A 16438-nucleotide genomic window follows, 5' to 3' on the forward strand; every position below is an offset into this window, starting at 1 on the left:
GGAGCAGGACCGTTCCTCGTTCGTTTCAGGATGACCCAACGGAGACGGATCTGGGCACCCGTTACTCCCCTCTCGTACCGGTCAGGTACCAGGCGATCAGACGCGCCTGCGCGCGGCGGATGATGCCGCTCGCGGTCGACTTGTCGACGCCCACCGTCTCCGCAAGGTCAGCCAGCGTACACGCCCGCGGTACCTCGAAGTACCCCTCCCTGAGGCCAATAGAGAGCAGTTCCTCCTGACGGCGCGTGAGTAACCGGTCCGACTGTTCTTTATGTACTTTCGAGAGGAGTTCGTATGCGGTGCCGATCTCCTCCAGCGTTTTCCGGAACTGGTCGAACTCGTTCCGGGTGCCAGTGAGGTCAAACTCGTAACGTCCGTTCCGAACCTCGATCGGAAACTCCGGAGGGAATCCCCCGTTCTCGATGAAGGCGTAGAGGTCGACGTCAGCCGTCTCGTAGGTCGTGAGCAGTCGATCGTCGGTTCGATCCAACACTTCGAACTCGGTGACAGCGTCGTGATTTTGAAATCCCGATATGACCGCGTCGGGGGTGTCGGTTACGGCCTCACCGAGTTCGCTCGCGGTATCGCCGGTTCTGACCCCTGATAACAGGCGGAAGGTCGTGTCAGGAAACGCCTGCGACAGGTCAGTGATGTACAGGTCCGGCGGGAGGCTAATACGGAACCGAGCTTCAATCACCAGCATCACCTTCCTGCTGGAGTACTACCAACATGTTGGGATCAATCGTACATTGCTGGGCGAGTGTTATCAGTGTATGAGTTCCGAGGCCTCTTCACCGGCTGGGACACGCCGGCCGGCGCTACGTGCAATACTGGGAGGAATCGTACCAGCGATCGGAGAGTTACGGCATCGTGATGCGATTCTGTTCGGCGTGGCCGCGATCAACGTGACACTGTTCGGGGCCTTTACTGCTGGCATCGTTCTCGATCCGACGACGGTGAACGGAGAACCGGCATGGCTCAAACCTGCGAAGTTCGCCGCGTCGATCGCGCTCGTGAATGCGACTCTCGGCTGGCTCGGCATCCATCTCTCGATCGAAGAGGAGTTTCGGCGCCGCACGTCGATGATCATCGGCGGCGGCTTCCTCATCGAGATCGTCCTTATCGGTGGTCAGGCCCTCCGCGGCGTTGGCTCTCACTTCAACCGCTCGACGACCCTTGACGGGACGATCGGTGTCATAATGGGAGTGACTATCGTCGTCGTGACTTGCTCTATTGCGGCCCTTGCCGTCCGCGCTCGCCGGACCGAGTTTGACGTTCATCCAGCGTTCGCTACGGGCATCCTGCTGGGGATCGGGCTGTTCGTCGTCGGTGCGTTCGAAGGAGGAGTAATGATCGCTATCCAGTCTCGAACCGTCGACGCGGCCGGACAGACGGTGCCGTTCGTCGGCTGGCACGTCGTCGGTGGCTTCCGACTCGCACACTTCGTCGGGCTACATGCACTCCAAGTGTTGCCGTTGGCCGGATACTTCGCGGCTAGGGGACACCACAGCGATACCATCGTTCATCCCCACCGTGCGGTAGTTTTAGTTGCCAGCGGATATGGTCTACTCCTAGCCGGGAGTTTCGTACTGGGTGTCGCGCCACTCGTTGTCTGAGATCTTCCTTCGGTTTACTCACGAATGGCGACTCTCTGTGAAAGGTATGCCCTGATCGTCTACGAGACCCTCCGTATCTCCCACGGATATCTCACCAATGGCATGGATTCCGACTGCTAGCCGGGAACCGGAGATCTCTGACGATGACGAAGACTTCCGATCTTCGAATTAGTGATATAGGCGCGGTGAGAGAGGGACGGTCCGCTTCAGGCCACGATCGCCTGGTTCCAGAAGCCCTCGACGAGGAAGAACAGCGAGTAGTACGACGCGTATAACAACACGAGACCGGAGGTGACGATCGCGCTTTTGGGCGCTTCCACGGTCATGTCGTTGCGGGCCTCGACGTTGCGGGCCTCGAACTCGAACAGGTCCGCGATGATCATCGTCACGACGAGGAACGAGAGGATGGTTCCGCCGGTCGGCTGATGGACCGCGAACAGGAAGCTCAACAGCGCGAGCCCGAAGTTCGTGACGGTGTGCGGGCCGTACTGTTCGACGGCGTCCCCCTCCTTCGCCTGTTCGACGTGCCGCCTGTGTGCGAGGTGCCGAGTCCCCATGTTCGCGACCGCCATCACGAGGATCGCGTACGGCAACGCCGGCCCGACGGCCGACAGCCAGCCGAACGGAACGAGGAACTGCAGTGGATCCATACCGATCCCTCCGTTCACGAGTTATTAGAACCTTTCCGATCAGCGCTCGGATCCGACCGGGACGGACGGGGGAATCGGAGCGTTCGAACCCGGTCGACGACCTCGATCCGAACCGGCCGCCCGGGAGTCACGGTTCCCCGGCGGTCGCCGTCGACGACGAGCGAGACGGGTTCGGCGTCCCGCCGAACCGAGACTGTCACGCCGTCCGGGACGACCCACGCGTCGCTCCGGGTCCTGAACGGCGCGATCGGGACGACCGCGATCCCGCTTCCGGCCTCCAGCAGCGGTCCGCCCGCGGCGTTGGCGTAGCCGTCGCTTCCGAGCGGCGTCGCGACGACGACGCCGTCCGCGCGGAACGCGGCCTCCCGACCGTCGCCGAGGTCGACCGCGTACTCCGAGATGCGCGCCGGCTCGTCGGTGACGAACCCGACGTCGAAGGCGGCCCGATGGCTCGTCTCGTCGTCGATCCCGACGGAGAGGACGGGCCGTTCGACCCGCCGTGCGGTCCCGTCGAGCAGCCCGCGGATCGCCTCGCTGAACTCCGCCGAGTCGATCGCCCTCCCGCTCTCGCGGACGGGAAGGATCGGGGGGTCGCCGATCGGGGCGTTACTGCCGACGTGGTCTCCTCGCGTGACGCCGACCACGGCGTCCCGGATCGCCTCGTCACCCACGGCGAGGACCGCGTCCGCGGCGGTGGGCTCGTCCGTCCGCCCGCCGGCCGCGCTGACGACGCGCCGAACGCGGTCGGCGACGGCCTCGTCCGCGCCGACGACGGCGACACGGGACACCGGATCTCCCATACGCGAGGGCTCCGCGCGGGACGATGGAAAAACCCCCGGTTCCGACCGAAGCCGACTCGATGCCCGGTGCCGTCACGGGTCGTCGGCGGAGGGGTCGGGTTCTCCGCTTCCCGAACCCTCAAGCGGCGGCGCTTACATCGGTGACTCATGACAACGTGGATCGGTGAGACGTTCACGAGCGACGCGGGATGGTCGCACCTCGAGACGCTCGTCGACATCGGGAACCGCATGGCCGGCAGCGACGGGGAGCGTCGCGCCGCGGAGGCGACGCGCGACGCGTTGGCGGAGCTCGGCGCACGCGACGCACGGCTGGAGTCGTTCGACATCCAGGGGTGGACGCGGGGATCGTCGGCGGTTCACGCCGGCGATACGACACAGGACAGCATCGCGCTCCCCCGGAGTCCCGCCGGGGAGGTCACGGGCGAACTCGTCGACCTGGGCTACGGCCTGCCCGAGGACTTCGAGCGGGCCGACATCGAGGGGAAGGTCGTGATGGCCGCCTCGAACGTCCCCGACTACTACGACCGGTTCATCCACCGACGCGAGAAGTACTACTACGCCGTCGAGGGCGGGGCCGCGGCGTTCGTCTTCCGGAACCACGTCGAGGGGTGCCTCCCTCCGACCGGAAGCGTCGGAACCGAGGAGTCGCCGATCGGCGACGTCCCCGCCGTCGGCGTCTCCAAGGAGGTCGGCTCGCGGCTCTCCCGGCGTTTCGACGGCGAGGAGGTGACCGTCGAGGTCGACGCCGACGCTCCCGAGGCGACCAGCTACAACGTCCACGCCGACCTCGGCCCGGACACCGACGAGTCGATACTCCTGACGAGCCACGTCGACGCCCACGACATCGCCGAGGGTGCGGGCGACAACGGCGCGGGGACCGCGGTCGTCCTCGAGGTCGCGAGGGCGCTCGCCGCCCGCGAGGAGGAACTCGACACGCGAGTTCACTGTCTGGTGTACGGGGCCGAGGAGGTCGGACTGGTGGGGTCGAGCCACGACGCGGCCGAGCGCGACCACGACGAGATCAAGGCGATCGTGAACAACGACGGCGTGGGCCGCGGCCGGACGCTGAAGTTCTACACGCACGGGTTCGAAGACCTCGATTCCGCCGCCGAAGCCGTCGCCGATCGCTTCGAGCACCCTGCGGGCACCGTCCCGCGGCTGGGCCCCCACAGCGACCACTGGCCGTACGTCCAGCAGGGCGTCCCGGGCTATCACGTGATGAGCGAGACCGGGACCGAGGGACGAGGGTGGGGCCACACCTTCGCCGACACGCTCGACAAGCTGGAGGTCCGGAACCTCCGCGAGCAGGCGATCCTGCTGACCGAACTGGTCGTCGAGTTGGCGGACGACGGCACCGAGATCGCCCGGCGCGAACCCGAGGAGATCGCGGCGCAGCTCGAGGACGAGGACCTCGCGGCGGGAATGAAGATAATCGGCGACTGGCCGTACTGAGGGGAACGGCCGCCTCGAACTATGCGATCGGAACGAGCGGGAGGAGGACGGCCGCGGCCTCGCTTGCCGTCTCGGCCGCCTCGAACGTCGAGTCGTACACGTGGTTCAAGAGGAGATACGTGACGACGCCCAACACGAGCGAGAGGAGCCACGCGCTCGCGGCGATCCGGCCGACTCGTGCGTGCGGGAGCTCGTTCCTGAGTTCGCGTTCGGAGTGGGTGAGTCCGAGCAGCAGCGCGTAGAGAACGACCGGCACGGAGACGACCGAGAGCACGATGTGGACCGCGAGCATGACCAGATACGCGTAGTAGGCCGGGTCGGGGCCGACGAAGTACTTCGTTCCGCCGCCGGCGACTTTCGGGAGGTACATCCCGAGGAAGACGAGAATGAGGGCGAACGAGGTCGTCATCGCGGCCGCGTGTCTCTTCACCTCGCCGTTGCGGATCCAGTACCAGCCGAGCGAGAGCGTGGCGATCGTGACGGTGTTGACGGCGGCGATCGCGTGTGCGAGGAGGTCGACGGTGTCGCGGGTCAACTCCGGGAACAGCGCCTGGAACTCCGGAACGAGGAAGACGCCGCCGACGGCGCCGTAGCCGACGATCGTGAGGAGCACGGTGAGCGCGCCGGACGGCTCCGCGAGGCGGGCACGCACGCTGGAGGCTGCCATGCGATCCGGTCGGGTCGGGACGCTAATCCGTCTTCGGGTTCCGGGTTCGGATCGGTCCGTGGATACCGAACGCGGGTACGCCAGGACGGTCCGTTCGGGGGAAAGCGGAGGACGTCGCGGGTTCTCGCGTGCGGGCCACATGCCTCCGGTTCGCGTCGATCCGTTCGGAACGGCCGTTATATCTCGCTTGCACATCCACCTTTTTCTCGTCCTCAGAAATCGAAGATTTCTGATGGGCTGCACGAGAGCTGCGCTCTCGTGAACGTCGGGTTCCCTCGCTCACTGGGTTCGCTTCGGGAACCGCTCCTCGAAAACCCTGGAGGGAAAAAGCCGACTCCGCCGTCTTCGACGGCTCCGTCGGTGAAACGCCTCGCGGTGCTCGGCGTCTGCTGGCGTCGTCTTCAGTCGATCTGTGAATCCGCTCCTCAACCCGCACGGCTCCGCACCTCACACCTCCCCAGCCTCGCGGCTCGTTGCTCGCGGCTTCGCCGCTCGCTCGTCGAGGTGCTCACTTCGTTCGCACCTCGCACCACTCGCCGCGTCCCTCGCGGGCTCCTCGCGGCCTCCGGCCGCTCGGAGGCGCGCCACCGCGGATCGATGCTTCCCTCACCTATATCGAGCGATCCGTGATCCACCCATACATGGACACCCCACCGTGCTATCGAGAAAAGAACGGTACGAGTTCCGTCACCGGCCCTCCTCAGATCACGTCGGTCGCGGTCGCGACCTCGATCGCGGCCTCCTCGTTGATGCCGCCCTGGAGGATCGTGTATCGGTCGCGGATCTCGTGGGCGCTGGTCAGCGCGGCGATCAGCTCCTCGTCGTCGACGCCGAGCTCCGCGGCCGTCGTCGGCGCGTCGAGCTCGCCGAGCGCGTCGCGGATCGCGGCCCACTCGCCGTTCTCGCCGCTGTGGAGGTACTCGGTCAGGATCGAGGCGACGCCGACCTGGTGGCCGTGGAGCGCCTTGCCGGGCGCGATCCGGTCGAGCTGGTGGGAGATGAGGTGTTCCGCGCCCGAGGCGGGCCGCGAGGAGCCGGCGATGGACATCGCGACGCCCGAGGAGACGAGCGCCTTCACGACCACCCACGACGACTCCTCCAGCCCGGGCCGGATCATGTCGGCGTTCTCGACGAGCAGCTCGGCGGTCATCTCCGAGAGCGCGCCCGCGTACTCGCTGTACTCCACGTTCCGGAGCCGGCGGGCGAGACGCCAGTCCTTCACGGCGGTGTAGTTCGAGATGATGTCCGCACAGCCGGCGGTGGTGAGCCGCCAAGGGGCGTTCGCGAGCAGCGTGGTGTCGGCGACGACCGCGAGCGGCGGGTCGGCGGCGACCGAGTGGCGCGTGTCGCCCTCGGGGATCGACGAACGGCCGGAGACGATCCCGTCGTGGGAGGCCACCGTCGGGACGGAGACGAAGCCGACGCCGAGGTGGTCGGCCGCCATCTTCGCGATATCGATCGGCTTGCCGCCCCCCAGCGCGACGAGGTAGCCCGGGTCGATCGCCTCCGCGGTCGCCGTGAGCTCCTCGACCGCGTCGAAGGAGGCCTCCTCGACGACGGCGGTCGCCGGGTCCTCGAACTGCGCGCGGACCCGGTCGCCGGCGATCTCGTTCGGCGTCGGGCTGGTCACGATCAGGGGCCGTCCGGTGAGGTAGAGCTCGCCGACCGCGGCCCCGAGGTCGTCGAGGACGCCGTGACCCACGAGTACGTTCCGCGGGAGCTTGATCCACGTGGACTTCTCGAACATACGGGTCGCTCACGCCGGCGGGTGAAAGCCGTTGTCCATGTGGCTCGGAGAGCCGTCACCAGGCGGGGATCGTCACCACGCGAGGACCGCCGTCGCGGCGTCGTACAGGAAGTAGACGCCGAACCCGCCGAGCACGAGCGCCGAGCCGACGGCGACGACCGGCCCGATCGCCTGTATCCGCTTCTCGGCCGCGGCGAGGCTCACGGGAAAGAGCGTCACCCAGCTCAACACGCCGAGGAAGAACCCGCCGAGGAGCGCCGGCGACCCGGTCGAAACGACGAGCGCGCCCGCGAGCCCGTCGCCGACGAGCGGTAACGGGGCGAGGACGTCGAGTTCGCCGGGGCGCAACATCCCGACGCCGACGGTGAGCCAGAACAGCACCTGGAACGGGTTCGTCAGTGCCAGCGCGAGCGCCTTCCGGAACCCCTTCCCGTCCTCGACCATGGGGTCCTCGCCCGTGGTGGGACGGAACGACGCACGCGCGTCGCGGGCCGTGCCGACCGCGAAGTAACACATCAGACAGCCGCCGACGCCGATCATGGCGGTCTGGAGCCGCGGAACGGACTGGACGAACGAGACCACGCCGAGGTACGCGAGGACGAAAAAGAGGAAGTCGGCGGTCGCCGCGCCGAGGCCCGCGCGGGTGCCGGCCGGCCACCCGCGGAGGACCGCCTCCTCGGCGATGACCGCGTTCATCGGGCCCGGCGGGGCCGCGAGCGCGAGCCCGAAGACCACCCCGACGAGGAGCGTTGCGACCGTGTTCACGTCAACGCACAGGAGGGTTCGCGTGAAAAACCTCGCGGACGACGATGCGGGAACGACGACGCGCAGTCGTCGACTATTCGGCGTCGTCGACGCGGATCGAGCGGGCGACCTCGGCCGGGAGGCTCTGTTCGCCCGCGGGCGTCCGAACGGTGACCATCCCGAACGGGGCGACGTCGACCACCTCGACCGTCGTCCCGGGCGTGATCCCCGCGTCGGCGAGGTACTCGAGCTCGTCGTCGTCGCGGTCCGAGACCCGCGTGACGACCACGCGGTCGCCCTCGGGGTGATCCGACAGTCGCCGGCCGCTTCCCTCGTCGATGGGCTCGAGGTCCGCGCCGGGGATCGGGTCGCCGTGGGGATCCACCTCGGGGTCGTTGAGGGCCTCCGCCACGCGACGCTCGAACTCCTCGGAGATGTGGTGTTCCAACGCGTCCGCCTCCTCGTGGACGTCGCTCCAGTCGTAGTCCAGCTGGTCGGCGAGGAACGCCTCGAGCAGGCGGTGGTGCCGGACGATCTCGAGGGCGACCGCCTCCCCCTCCGCGGTGAGTTCCACTCCCTTGTACGGCTCGCGGTCGACCAGTCCGCGGTCGGCCAGTTTGCCGAGCATGTCCGTCACCGACGGCGGGGTCTTCTCGACGTACTCGGCGATGGCGGACGTCGAGACGGGCGCGCCCTCCTCGGCCTGGAGGACGTAGATCGCCTTGAGGTAGTCCTCCATCACGTCGCTGAGCATTTATATACGGTTTACGCGAGCCGACCCAAATACCTACCGGGAACGCCCCTGTGTCGGGGCGTTCGTCGGCAACTCCAGCGCGGCGAGGTCGACGTGTTCGCGGAGGAGGTCGGCCGCCCGGTCGTAGGGGTCGCGGGCATCATCATGGAACTCGCGGGCGTCGTCGTGGGAATCGTGGACGTCGCCTGGGGAATCACGGGCGCCGTCGAGAGATTCACGAACGCCGGCGGAGGGGGGACGGCTTGGGTCGGGTTCGACTCCCGCACCCTCGCGGACCCGCGCCAGGAACCCTTGCCGGACGGCGTCGTTCTCGAAGAGCCCGTGGAGGTACGTCCCGAGGACGTCGCCGGCGGCCGCGCCGAGTGCGGTCCCGGTTCGCTCCCCTTTCGGATCCGAGAACGGCGTGGCGAGTTCCGCCGCCGACGAACCTGTGGCCGACGATCGGTCCGTCTCGCCCATGTGGATCTCGTAGCCCGTGACGTCGAGAGCGGCCTCATCGTCGGAACTTGAACCCGTAATCGACGCCACGAGGTCGGTTCCGTCCGGATCCAACCCGAGTTCGGCCGCGGCGACCCGCTTCTCGTTCGAGAAGGCGGTCTCGACGGGGAGCAGCCCGAACCCCTCGACCACGCCGGGCGCGTCCGGGTCCGCGCTCTCGACGGCCGCGTTCGTGATCCGCTCGCCGAGCAGCTGGTATCCGCCACAGAGCCCGACGACGGGGCCGTCGAACGCGCGGAGGGCGTCGTCGAACCCGGCCTCCCGGCAGGCCCGGAGGTCGTCGACGGTGTTCTTCGTGCCCGGGATCACGACTGCGTCGGCGTCCGCGAGGTCGTCGTCGAGCGGGACGTACGCGACGCGGACTCCCGGCTCGGCCGCGAGCGGCTCCACGTCGGTCGCGTTCGAGATCCGCGGGAGCCGCGGGACGGCGACGGTCACCGCGTCGGCGTCGGAAACGCCGTCGTCCGCGCCGCGAACCGCGCGCTCGCCCGGGTCGGGGAGCGCGACGCTGTCCTCCTCGGGGAGTCCGGGGTCGTCGTAGGGGACGACGCCGAGGACCGGGACGCCGGTCCGCTCCTCGAAGGCGTCGATCCCGGACGAAAGGAGGTCGCGGTCGCCGCGGAACTTGGTGATGATCGCGCCGACGACGCGGCCCCGCAGGTCCGGAGGGAGCAGCTCGAGCGTCCCGACCAGCGACGCGAAGACGCCGCCGCGCTCGATGTCGGCGACGAGGAGTATCTCCGTGCCTTCCGACATTTCTGCCTTCCCGGACGGTTCCACGCTCTCGGTCGCTTCCGCCTCTCCGGGCGGATCCCGGTCCCCGAACAGCCGGGCGGTCTCCACGTTTGCGAGGTCGCGGTCGTGGAGGTTGATCTCGGCGATCGACCCCGCGCCCTCCGCGATCACCACGTCGTTGTCGGCGGCGAGCCGCCGATGGGCGGCCGCCGCGGCCTCGCGAGCCTCCTCCCATCGACCGCCGTAGTAGTCCGCGGCGGTGGCGTGCGTTACCGCCCGGCCGTTCACGACGAGCTGGCTCTCGCCGTCGCCGCGTGGTTTGAGCAGGACCGGGTTGTGGTCCGTCTCCGGCGGGATTCGGGCCGCGTGTGCCTGGACGTACTGGGAGACGCCGATCTCGCCGAACGCCGCGTCGACGCCCGTGCCGGGCGAGACGGGGACCGCACGCGCGTTGTTCGACATGTTCTGGGCCTTGTAGGGAGCGACGTCGACGCCGGCGTCCGCGAGGTGTCGGCAGAGCCCGGCCGCGACCGTCGACTTGCCGGCGTGGGAGGCGGTGCCCGCGACGAGGAGGGTTCGGGCGGCCGTGCGTGGATCGTCGGCGCCTTCGCCGGCGGGATCGGACCGACCGTTCCCGCCCGGCCCGCTCCCCATCAGTACTCCGTCCCCTTCCGGGCGCGTTGGCCCGCGTCGATCGGGTGTTTCTCCTTGCCGACCCGGGTGATCAGGTCGGCATCGTCCGCGAGGTACGCCGGGCGCTCGTGGCTCCCCGTGAGGACTAGTTCGAGCCCGTCTGGCTTGTCGTCGACCAGCTCGATCACCTCCTCGGGGGAGAGTAGCCCACGATCCGCGGCGTAGAGTATCTCGTCGAGGATCAGCATGTGGACGCCGGCGTCCGGATCCGCGTCGAGCGGGATCGGGGTCGTGAGGTCGGCGTCGCCGGCGGCGTCGACCAGCTCGCGGGCGCGTTCCAGGCCGGCCCGGGCGTTCCGCTCGTGGTCGTCGTCCGCGGAGCCGTCGGCCATCCCGTGCCAGCCGTAGTGGCCGGTGTTCTCGAAGGAGTACCCGGGGATCGCCCGGATCGCGTTGTACTCGCCGCGGACGGCCTCCACGGAGTCCGCGCCGCCCTTCATGAACTGGAGCATGTGGACGCGGTAGCCGTGGCCGGCGGCGCGGGCACCCATCCCGAGCGCGGCGGTCGTCTTCCCCTTCCCGTCGCCCCACCACGCCTGGACGAGTCCGAACTCCTCGGGCGCGCTCGCCGCGATCGAGTCCGCGTCCGGCGTGATCCCGCGTCCGGGGGTGTTCCGCCGGACCGCGTCCCGGTCGGTCGTCGTCCCCTGGTCGTCGGTTCTCCCGTCCGCGCTCCGTTCGGCGGTTTCGTCGCTCATACGGATCCCTCGGCGTCGACGCCCTTGAATCGGGGCGGTTCGACCCCGTCGTTCCCGGTTCGTCGATCGCTCACTCGTCGTGGATGAACACCAGTCGGCGGTCCTCGGTGTTACAGATGCACAGTTCGATCCCGTCGCGGGTCGCGCCGATCCGCTGCCAGCCGTGGTCGCTGACGAACAGCGTCTGGAACACGCCGAGGTCACACTCCGGGTTCGGACAGCCGACGCCGGCCGCGTTCTTGTACACCGTCGTGCCGCCGCCGGAGCCCTGCCGCACCAGCCCGTCGGTCAGCGAACGGAACTCCTCGGCCGACATCGCTCCCGCCGTGTCATCCTCGCTCATGGTCTCGAGTTCGCGGCCCACGGTATAAAAACAACCCGCCGACGGAACTCGGGTCGACCGCTCGACGCCGATCAGTGACCCCACCGGCGGCCGTCCTCGTCGTACCGGGCGTCCGTGATCCGGTCGTGTTGCTCGGCGGTGATCGAGACGTCGGCCGCCCCGAGGTTCTCCTCGAGCTGGTCGACCGTGCGCGCGCCGACGATGGGAACGCAGGTGAACGCCTCCTGGTCCATGAGCCAGCGCAGCGCCACCTGCGCGGGGGTGGCGTCGACCTCGGCGGCGACCGCCCGGACCGTCTCGAGCACCTTCCAGCCGCGCTCGGAGAGGTAGAACCGCTCGAACCGCTCGTCGAAGCTCCCGCGGGAGCCGTCGGGGGCCCGCACCGACTTCGGGTCGTCGGGGTCCGCCCGGGTGTACTTGCCCGTGAGGAACCCGCCGGCCAGCGGCGAGTACGGACACACCGCGAGGCCCTGGTCCTCGGCGACAGAGAGGTAGTCCTCGACGTCCTCGTAGTAGCCGGCGTGAAACAGCGGCTGGGTCACCTCGAAGCGCTCGTAGTCGTTCACGTCCGACTCCCAGAGTGCCTTCGTGAGCTGCCAGGCCGCCATCGTCGACGCGCCGAGGTAGTTCACCTTCCCGTCCGCGACGAGGCCGTCGAGCGCCGACAGCGTCTCCTCGATCGGCGTCCCCTCGTCCCATCGGTGGATGTAGTAGAGGTCGAGGTAGTCGGTGTCGAGCCGGTCGAGCGTCCCCTCGATCTGGTTCCGAATGTGGGTCCGGGAGAGGCCCGACCCGTTCGGGTGGGAGTCGTCGAACCCGAAGTACACCTTCGAGGCGAGCACGTACTTCTCGCGGTCGCGCTCGGCGAGCCAGTTCCCGACGTACTCCTCGCTGGTTCCGTTGGGGTCGCCGTAGACGTTGGCGGTGTCGATGAAGTTGCCGCCGCGGTCGGCGAACGCGTCGAGCAGTTCGTGTGCCCGCTCCTCGTCCGTCTCGAGCACGTCCCCGGTCCTCCGCCCGAACCGCCACGTGCCGAAACAGAGCTCGGAGACGCGGGTTCCCGTCGACCCCAGCCGTCGGTAGTCCATGTGAACGGGTCCTCGCCCGGAAGTAAAAGCGTGGCTTCCCGGGCGAAACGCACGTGGTTCGGTTGCGATCCCGTGTGTCGGATCCTACGGCGGGACGTTCACCGCCGATGTCGGACGCGTCCCGGACGTGAGGGATCCCGGACGACAGGCGGTTATTTACCTTTCGGGAGAGAACTAGTACCATGGACTGTCCAGTCTGTGGAAGCACCGTCGTGGAATTCGGCAAGCTACCGGACGAGTTGCGGGACCGATTGGAGGAAGACCCAGGACGACAGCGACAGTCGGTCGCGCATCGTCGGGAGAAACACGTCGCCTGTCCCGGCTGTACGCTGGAGGTACACGGGTGCGGCCAGCCCTACGCCATCCCCGAGGAGGCGACGCCGGCGCGCTGACGTCCGTCGATCGGACCGGATCGAACGACGTCCGTGTCGCCAAACGGGTCGCTACGCCGGACCGACGGTCCGTTCACGTAACGAAGGGAGAGTGTGGAACTCGCCGTTCGCTCCCGCGTCACTCCTCGTCGGGCGACTCGTTCAACCGGAGCGCCATCTCCAGTTCGAAGCTCTCGGCGTTGGAGGTCTCGAAGCCGATCTTCTCGTATAACGACACCGCCGCGCGGTTCCACCGCTCGACGGTGAGCCACACCTTCTCTATCCCCTCGGCCTGTCCGTGGCCGAGCAGGCCGCGGATGAGACGCGTTCCGATCCCGGCCTCCTGATACGTCTGGTGGACGAAGATGGCGAGCTCGTAGGCGTCGTCGTCGGGGACGAGCGTCGCGTGGCCCGCGACCTCGTCGTCACACCAGGCGATCACGTTCAGACAGTCGTCGGTGAGGATCGCCTCGAGCCACGTGCGGATCCGCGGTTCCCCGCCGGGCGGGATCCCCTGTGCGCGGTCCGACGGGTCGAAGGCGGTGTACATCGACACCAGCGCCTCCTCGGCCTCCGCCGACCCGTCGTAGGCCCGTATCTCGACGTCGCGGTCCTTCCGGTCGACGAACGAGATCGGGGGCGGCTCGAACCGGTCGGCCGCCGTCTCCGGATACCGTCGATCGTTCATCTGACCAGCGTGACCGACGTCATGCTGTTCAACAGGACGAACTCGGCGATCGGCCCGATCGTGATCTTCCCCATCGGGCTGGTCCGTCCGCCGCCGAGAACGATCTCGTCGAACCCCTCCCGTTCGGCAATGTCGACGAGCCGGCTCCCGGGGTCGCCCTCGACGCGTCGGATCTCGGCGTCGATCCCGGCGTCCTCGATCGCCTCCTCGGCCCGCTTCGCGACCTCCTCCACGTCGGCGTCGGAGTTCGGGTTCTCCACGACCGCCACGGTGAGCTCGTCGCCGGCGACCGCGGCACGGTCCACGGTCCGCTCGAGCGCCCGGAGGGAGTCGTCGCTTCCGCCGATCCCACAGAGTACCTTCATGTCACCCACCTCGCGCGCCGGTCTCAAAAGGGTTCGCCGTGCCGGACGCTTCCGACCCCGCGGGCTCCGTCCCGTCCGGCGGAACGACCCGTACACCGGGTGGGACCGAAAGCGATCCGACGACCGGGGGAGCGATCGACGCCACCCACAACCCTTTCATCCGCCCGTCGAGTGTGGTGGAACATGACCGAACCTTCCGGCTCCTCCGCCGACTCCGACGACACCGGAGCCGATGCGGTCGATGCCCCTGATGCCTCCGATTCCGCCGATGGCGTCGCCGCCGACGCGGGTGCTGACGCCGGCGGCGACGCTGGCGGCGACGGAGACGGCGGCGTTCGGGGCACCGATACTGACGGCGTCGACACCGCCGACAGCGATGCGGAGGCCGGCGCTTCGACCGACGCCGAAGACGTCCCCCGCGACGTTCGTAAGTACGAGCGGTTCAAGAAGATGGACGGCGCGCGCTACGAGCGCGTCAACGAGTTCCTCCGGGACCGAACGTACGTCACGGCCCGCGAGTGGGCGATCGCCCGGCTCTGCGCGGACTTCCGCACCGAGACCGGCGTGGAGATGACGAAGATCGGCGAGAACCTTCCCGAGCTCGTCCCGTTCATGACCGACACGTACACCCCGCAGGCGGTCAACCAGGCGCGGTACTCCTTCGAGGAGAAGGTGACGAAGGCGGGCGCGACGTTCCTCTACGGCGCGATGTCCGGCTTCTTCACCGCGGAGGACTTGGACGAGATGATGTACGAGGTGACGGAGGTCGCGAAGTTCCTCCTGGAGGTCGAGGGCGTCGACCTCGCGGTCGCCGACGAGCTGGAGGCCGAGGACCGGATCAGCGAGGTGATGCGCGAGGTGCGTGCGTCCTCCGCCGACCTCCGCGGCGAGGAGGTCCGCTGTCCGGAGTGCGGTCACGTTCACGAACCGGCGGAGGAGTAGCCATGGACCGGTTCCCCGAGGCGCTCGACGGACTCCCCGATCCGGTCGTGATAGTCGGCACCGACGGCGTCGTCCACGCCGGAAACGACCGCGTCGAGTCGGTGCTCGGCTACGACCCCGCGGAACTGGAGGGAACCGACGTCGAATCGCTCCTTTACGACCCGTACGGCGGCGCTTCCGGCGAAAGCCTCGATCGATACGTGATCGACCCGGAACCGCGGTCGATGGCGGCGAGTCTCGAACTCGTCGCCCGTCGTGCCGACGGGAGCGAGGTCCCGGTGACGGTCAGCCTCGGACCGTTCGAGCGGGACGACGAGCCGTATCTCGTGGTCACGATGGTCGACGTCAAGGAGCAACGCGCGAAACGGGCCGAACTCCACCGACGGACGCGGACCCTGGAGGCGCTTCACGAGGCGACACAGGACCTGCTGAAGACGACGGACCGGGAGCTCGCCGCGTCCGCGGCCGTCGAGTACGTCGAGGACGTTCTCGGGCATCCGATCGCGGCGATCTGGCTGTACGACGAGGAGAGCGACGCGTTGGAACCGGTCGCGTGGACCGACAAATCCGACGAACTCGTCGGCGATCACCCGCGATTCTCCGCCGACGAGCCGAGCATCTCCTGGGAGGTGTTCGAGTCCGGCGACCCCGAGTACGTCGTCGACACGCACGCGGACCCGGACCGGTACAACCCCGACTCGCCGATCCGAAGCGAGCTCGTCCTCCCGCTCGGCCGCTACGGCGTCATCGACATCGGCTCCACGCGACGGGACGCCTTCGACGAGTCGGACCTCGCGGTCGCGCGCCTCTGGGCGGCGACCGTGACGATGGTGTTCGTCCGGATCGAACGCGAACGACAGCTCCGGGTGCGTGAGGACGAGATCGCCCGCGAGCGCGACCGACTCGAGGAGTTCGCCAGCCTCGTCTCCCATGACCTCCGGAACCCGCTCAACGTCGCGGCCGGAAACATCGATCTGGTCCGCGCTCGGTTCGAGGAGAAGGACGAGGAGTCGCCGGAGCTCGACGCCGTCGCCCGGGCGCTCGACCGGATGGAGGCCCTCGTTGAGGACATGCTGGCGCTCGCCCGCCAGGGTGAGACCATCGACGAGACCGAACCCGTGACGCTCTCGGCGCTCGCCGAGGAGTGTTGGGGGAACGTCGATACCGCGGACGCCTCGCTCGCGGTCGGGGACGACTTCCGGTTCCGGGCCGACCGGAGTCGACTGCGCCAGGCCCTCGAGAACCTGTTCGCCAACGCGGTCGTCCACGGCGGCGAGGACGTCCGCGTCGAGGTCGGCGCGCTCGCCGACGGCTCGGGGTTCTACGTCGCGGACGACGGGCCGGGGATCCCCGACGAACTCCGCGGCGAGGTGTTCGAGGCCGGCGTCTCGACCGACCCCGACGGGACCGGGTTCGGGCTGAAGATCGTCGCCGAGGTGGCCGACGCGCACGGCTGGTCCCTCTCGCTCGCTGACGGCGACGGAGGCGGCGCACGCTTCGAGTTCCGCGACGTCGCCCTCGCGCCCGCCGTCACGGACCGTACGTGATCGAACCGACGAGGGCGTGGATCGCGATCGGCTTCGATTC

General features: G+C 68.4%; 18 protein-coding genes. 5 read left to right on the forward strand and 13 right to left on the reverse strand.

The genetic code is table 11. The features are described 5' to 3' along the window. Positions 1-61 precede the first annotated feature (61 nt). Entirely contained in the window at positions 62-703 is a 642-nt protein-coding gene (locus EAO78_RS12500; protein ID WP_238987689.1) for a helix-turn-helix domain-containing protein, read from the reverse strand. A gap of 70 nt (positions 704-773) precedes the next feature. Between EAO78_RS12500 and EAO78_RS12505 the strand changes: the two genes are divergently transcribed. Continuing rightward, positions 774-1616, forward strand: coding sequence for a hypothetical protein (locus EAO78_RS12505; protein WP_238987690.1), 843 nt, complete (start codon positions 774-776; stop codon positions 1614-1616). 206 nt (positions 1617-1822) lie between these two features. Here EAO78_RS12505 and EAO78_RS12510 read toward each other — a convergent pair whose 3' ends face one another. Further along, positions 1823-2266: a DUF7313 family protein gene (locus EAO78_RS12510; RefSeq protein ID WP_122106169.1), complete on the reverse strand. Its 444-nt coding sequence runs from the start codon at positions 2264-2266 to the stop codon at positions 1823-1825. 14 nt (positions 2267-2280) lie between these two features. Continuing rightward, positions 2281-3066 carry an NAD(+)/NADH kinase gene (locus EAO78_RS12515; RefSeq protein ID WP_122106170.1) on the reverse strand — a complete coding sequence of 262 codons (786 nt, stop codon included), beginning with the start codon at positions 3064-3066 and terminating at the stop codon, positions 2281-2283. A 147-nt stretch (positions 3067-3213) separates the two neighbouring features. On the opposite strand from EAO78_RS12515, the gene EAO78_RS12520 reads away from it, so the two are divergent. After that, on the forward strand, positions 3214-4518 hold the full coding sequence (locus EAO78_RS12520) for a M28 family peptidase (protein ID WP_122106171.1): 1305 nt from the start codon (positions 3214-3216) through the stop codon (positions 4516-4518). A 19-nt stretch (positions 4519-4537) separates the two neighbouring features. Here the strand turns inward: EAO78_RS12520 and EAO78_RS12525 are convergent, their stop codons facing one another. From EAO78_RS12525 to EAO78_RS12560, 8 genes are all read right to left on the reverse strand, one after another. Next, positions 4538-5185 carry a DUF420 domain-containing protein gene (locus EAO78_RS12525; protein WP_122106172.1) on the reverse strand — a complete coding sequence of 216 codons (648 nt, stop codon included), beginning with the start codon at positions 5183-5185 and terminating at the stop codon, positions 4538-4540. Between the two features lie 700 nt (positions 5186-5885). Next, positions 5886-6932: an NAD(P)-dependent glycerol-1-phosphate dehydrogenase gene (locus EAO78_RS12530; RefSeq protein ID WP_122106173.1), complete on the reverse strand. Its 1047-nt coding sequence runs from the start codon at positions 6930-6932 to the stop codon at positions 5886-5888. 72 nt (positions 6933-7004) lie between these two features. Next, positions 7005-7697, reverse strand: a complete 693-nt coding sequence (locus EAO78_RS12535; RefSeq protein ID WP_122106174.1) for a LysE family translocator — start codon at positions 7695-7697, stop codon at positions 7005-7007. A gap of 73 nt (positions 7698-7770) precedes the next feature. Beyond that, the gene (locus EAO78_RS12540) at positions 7771-8430 is read right to left on the reverse strand and encodes a metal-dependent transcriptional regulator (RefSeq protein WP_122106175.1); all 660 of its coding nucleotides are present in this window, start codon (positions 8428-8430) and stop codon (positions 7771-7773) included. A gap of 33 nt (positions 8431-8463) precedes the next feature. Then, positions 8464-10317, reverse strand: coding sequence for a cobyric acid synthase (locus tag EAO78_RS12545; RefSeq protein WP_122106176.1), 1854 nt, complete (start codon positions 10315-10317; stop codon positions 8464-8466). After that, complete coding sequence (locus tag EAO78_RS12550; RefSeq protein WP_122106177.1) at positions 10317-11054, reverse strand: cob(I)yrinic acid a,c-diamide adenosyltransferase; 738 nt, start codon at positions 11052-11054, stop codon at positions 10317-10319. The genes EAO78_RS12545 and EAO78_RS12550 overlap by 1 nt, the downstream gene beginning before the upstream one ends. Positions 11055-11124: 70 nt before the next feature. Next, positions 11125-11397: a DUF7385 family protein gene (locus tag EAO78_RS12555; RefSeq protein WP_122106178.1), complete on the reverse strand. Its 273-nt coding sequence runs from the start codon at positions 11395-11397 to the stop codon at positions 11125-11127. A gap of 71 nt (positions 11398-11468) precedes the next feature. Continuing rightward, positions 11469-12485, reverse strand: coding sequence for an aldo/keto reductase (locus EAO78_RS12560; protein ID WP_122106179.1), 1017 nt, complete (start codon positions 12483-12485; stop codon positions 11469-11471). A 182-nt stretch (positions 12486-12667) separates the two neighbouring features. On the opposite strand from EAO78_RS12560, the gene EAO78_RS12565 reads away from it, so the two are divergent. Continuing rightward, positions 12668-12877 carry a hypothetical protein gene (locus EAO78_RS12565; RefSeq protein ID WP_122106180.1) on the forward strand — a complete coding sequence of 70 codons (210 nt, stop codon included), beginning with the start codon at positions 12668-12670 and terminating at the stop codon, positions 12875-12877. Between the two features lie 118 nt (positions 12878-12995). Here EAO78_RS12565 and EAO78_RS12570 read toward each other — a convergent pair whose 3' ends face one another. Further along, positions 12996-13544, reverse strand: a complete 549-nt coding sequence (locus EAO78_RS12570) for a GNAT family N-acetyltransferase (RefSeq protein ID WP_122106181.1) — start codon at positions 13542-13544, stop codon at positions 12996-12998. After that, positions 13541-13909, reverse strand: a complete 369-nt coding sequence (locus EAO78_RS12575) for a universal stress protein (protein ID WP_122106182.1) — start codon at positions 13907-13909, stop codon at positions 13541-13543. The genes EAO78_RS12570 and EAO78_RS12575 overlap by 4 nt, the downstream gene beginning before the upstream one ends. Before the next feature lie 183 nt (positions 13910-14092). Between EAO78_RS12575 and EAO78_RS12580 the strand changes: the two genes are divergently transcribed. Then, entirely contained in the window at positions 14093-14851 is a 759-nt protein-coding gene (locus EAO78_RS12580; protein ID WP_122106183.1) for a DUF5806 family protein, read from the forward strand. Positions 14852-14853: 2 nt separating this feature from the next. Then, positions 14854-16398, forward strand: coding sequence for a GAF domain-containing sensor histidine kinase (locus EAO78_RS12585; protein ID WP_122106184.1), 1545 nt, complete (start codon positions 14854-14856; stop codon positions 16396-16398). Positions 16399-16438 lie beyond the last annotated feature (40 nt).

The sequence above is a fragment of the Halobellus captivus genome, assembly GCF_003697845.1.
Lineage (GTDB): Archaea > Halobacteriota > Halobacteria > Halobacteriales > Haloferacaceae > Halorubrum > Halorubrum glutamatedens.

Bases quoted from the DNA above. Each gene is read 5' to 3' on its own strand.
- EAO78_RS12500 (WP_238987689.1), bottom strand. From the start codon at position 703: ATGCTGGTGATTGAAGCTCGGTTCCGTATTAGCCTCCCGCCGGACCTG.
- EAO78_RS12505 (WP_238987690.1), top strand. From the start codon at position 774: ATGAGTTCCGAGGCCTCTTCACCGGCTGGGACACGCCGGCCGGCGCTA.
- EAO78_RS12510 (WP_122106169.1), bottom strand. From the start codon at position 2,266: ATGGATCCACTGCAGTTCCTCGTTCCGTTCGGCTGGCTGTCGGCCGTC.
- EAO78_RS12515 (WP_122106170.1), bottom strand. From the start codon at position 3,066: ATGGGAGATCCGGTGTCCCGTGTCGCCGTCGTCGGCGCGGACGAGGCC.
- EAO78_RS12520 (WP_122106171.1), top strand. From the start codon at position 3,214: ATGACAACGTGGATCGGTGAGACGTTCACGAGCGACGCGGGATGGTCG.
- EAO78_RS12525 (WP_122106172.1), bottom strand. From the start codon at position 5,185: ATGGCAGCCTCCAGCGTGCGTGCCCGCCTCGCGGAGCCGTCCGGCGCG.
- EAO78_RS12530 (WP_122106173.1), bottom strand. From the start codon at position 6,932: ATGTTCGAGAAGTCCACGTGGATCAAGCTCCCGCGGAACGTACTCGTG.
- EAO78_RS12540 (WP_122106175.1), bottom strand. From the start codon at position 8,430: ATGCTCAGCGACGTGATGGAGGACTACCTCAAGGCGATCTACGTCCTC.
- EAO78_RS12545 (WP_122106176.1), bottom strand. From the start codon at position 10,317: ATGGGGAGCGGGCCGGGCGGGAACGGTCGGTCCGATCCCGCCGGCGAA.
- EAO78_RS12550 (WP_122106177.1), bottom strand. From the start codon at position 11,054: ATGAGCGACGAAACCGCCGAACGGAGCGCGGACGGGAGAACCGACGAC.
- EAO78_RS12555 (WP_122106178.1), bottom strand. From the start codon at position 11,397: ATGAGCGAGGATGACACGGCGGGAGCGATGTCGGCCGAGGAGTTCCGT.
- EAO78_RS12560 (WP_122106179.1), bottom strand. From the start codon at position 12,485: ATGGACTACCGACGGCTGGGGTCGACGGGAACCCGCGTCTCCGAGCTC.
- EAO78_RS12565 (WP_122106180.1), top strand. From the start codon at position 12,668: ATGGACTGTCCAGTCTGTGGAAGCACCGTCGTGGAATTCGGCAAGCTA.
- EAO78_RS12570 (WP_122106181.1), bottom strand. From the start codon at position 13,544: ATGAACGATCGACGGTATCCGGAGACGGCGGCCGACCGGTTCGAGCCG.
- EAO78_RS12575 (WP_122106182.1), bottom strand. From the start codon at position 13,909: ATGAAGGTACTCTGTGGGATCGGCGGAAGCGACGACTCCCTCCGGGCG.
- EAO78_RS12580 (WP_122106183.1), top strand. From the start codon at position 14,093: ATGACCGAACCTTCCGGCTCCTCCGCCGACTCCGACGACACCGGAGCC.
- EAO78_RS12585 (WP_122106184.1), top strand. From the start codon at position 14,854: ATGGACCGGTTCCCCGAGGCGCTCGACGGACTCCCCGATCCGGTCGTG.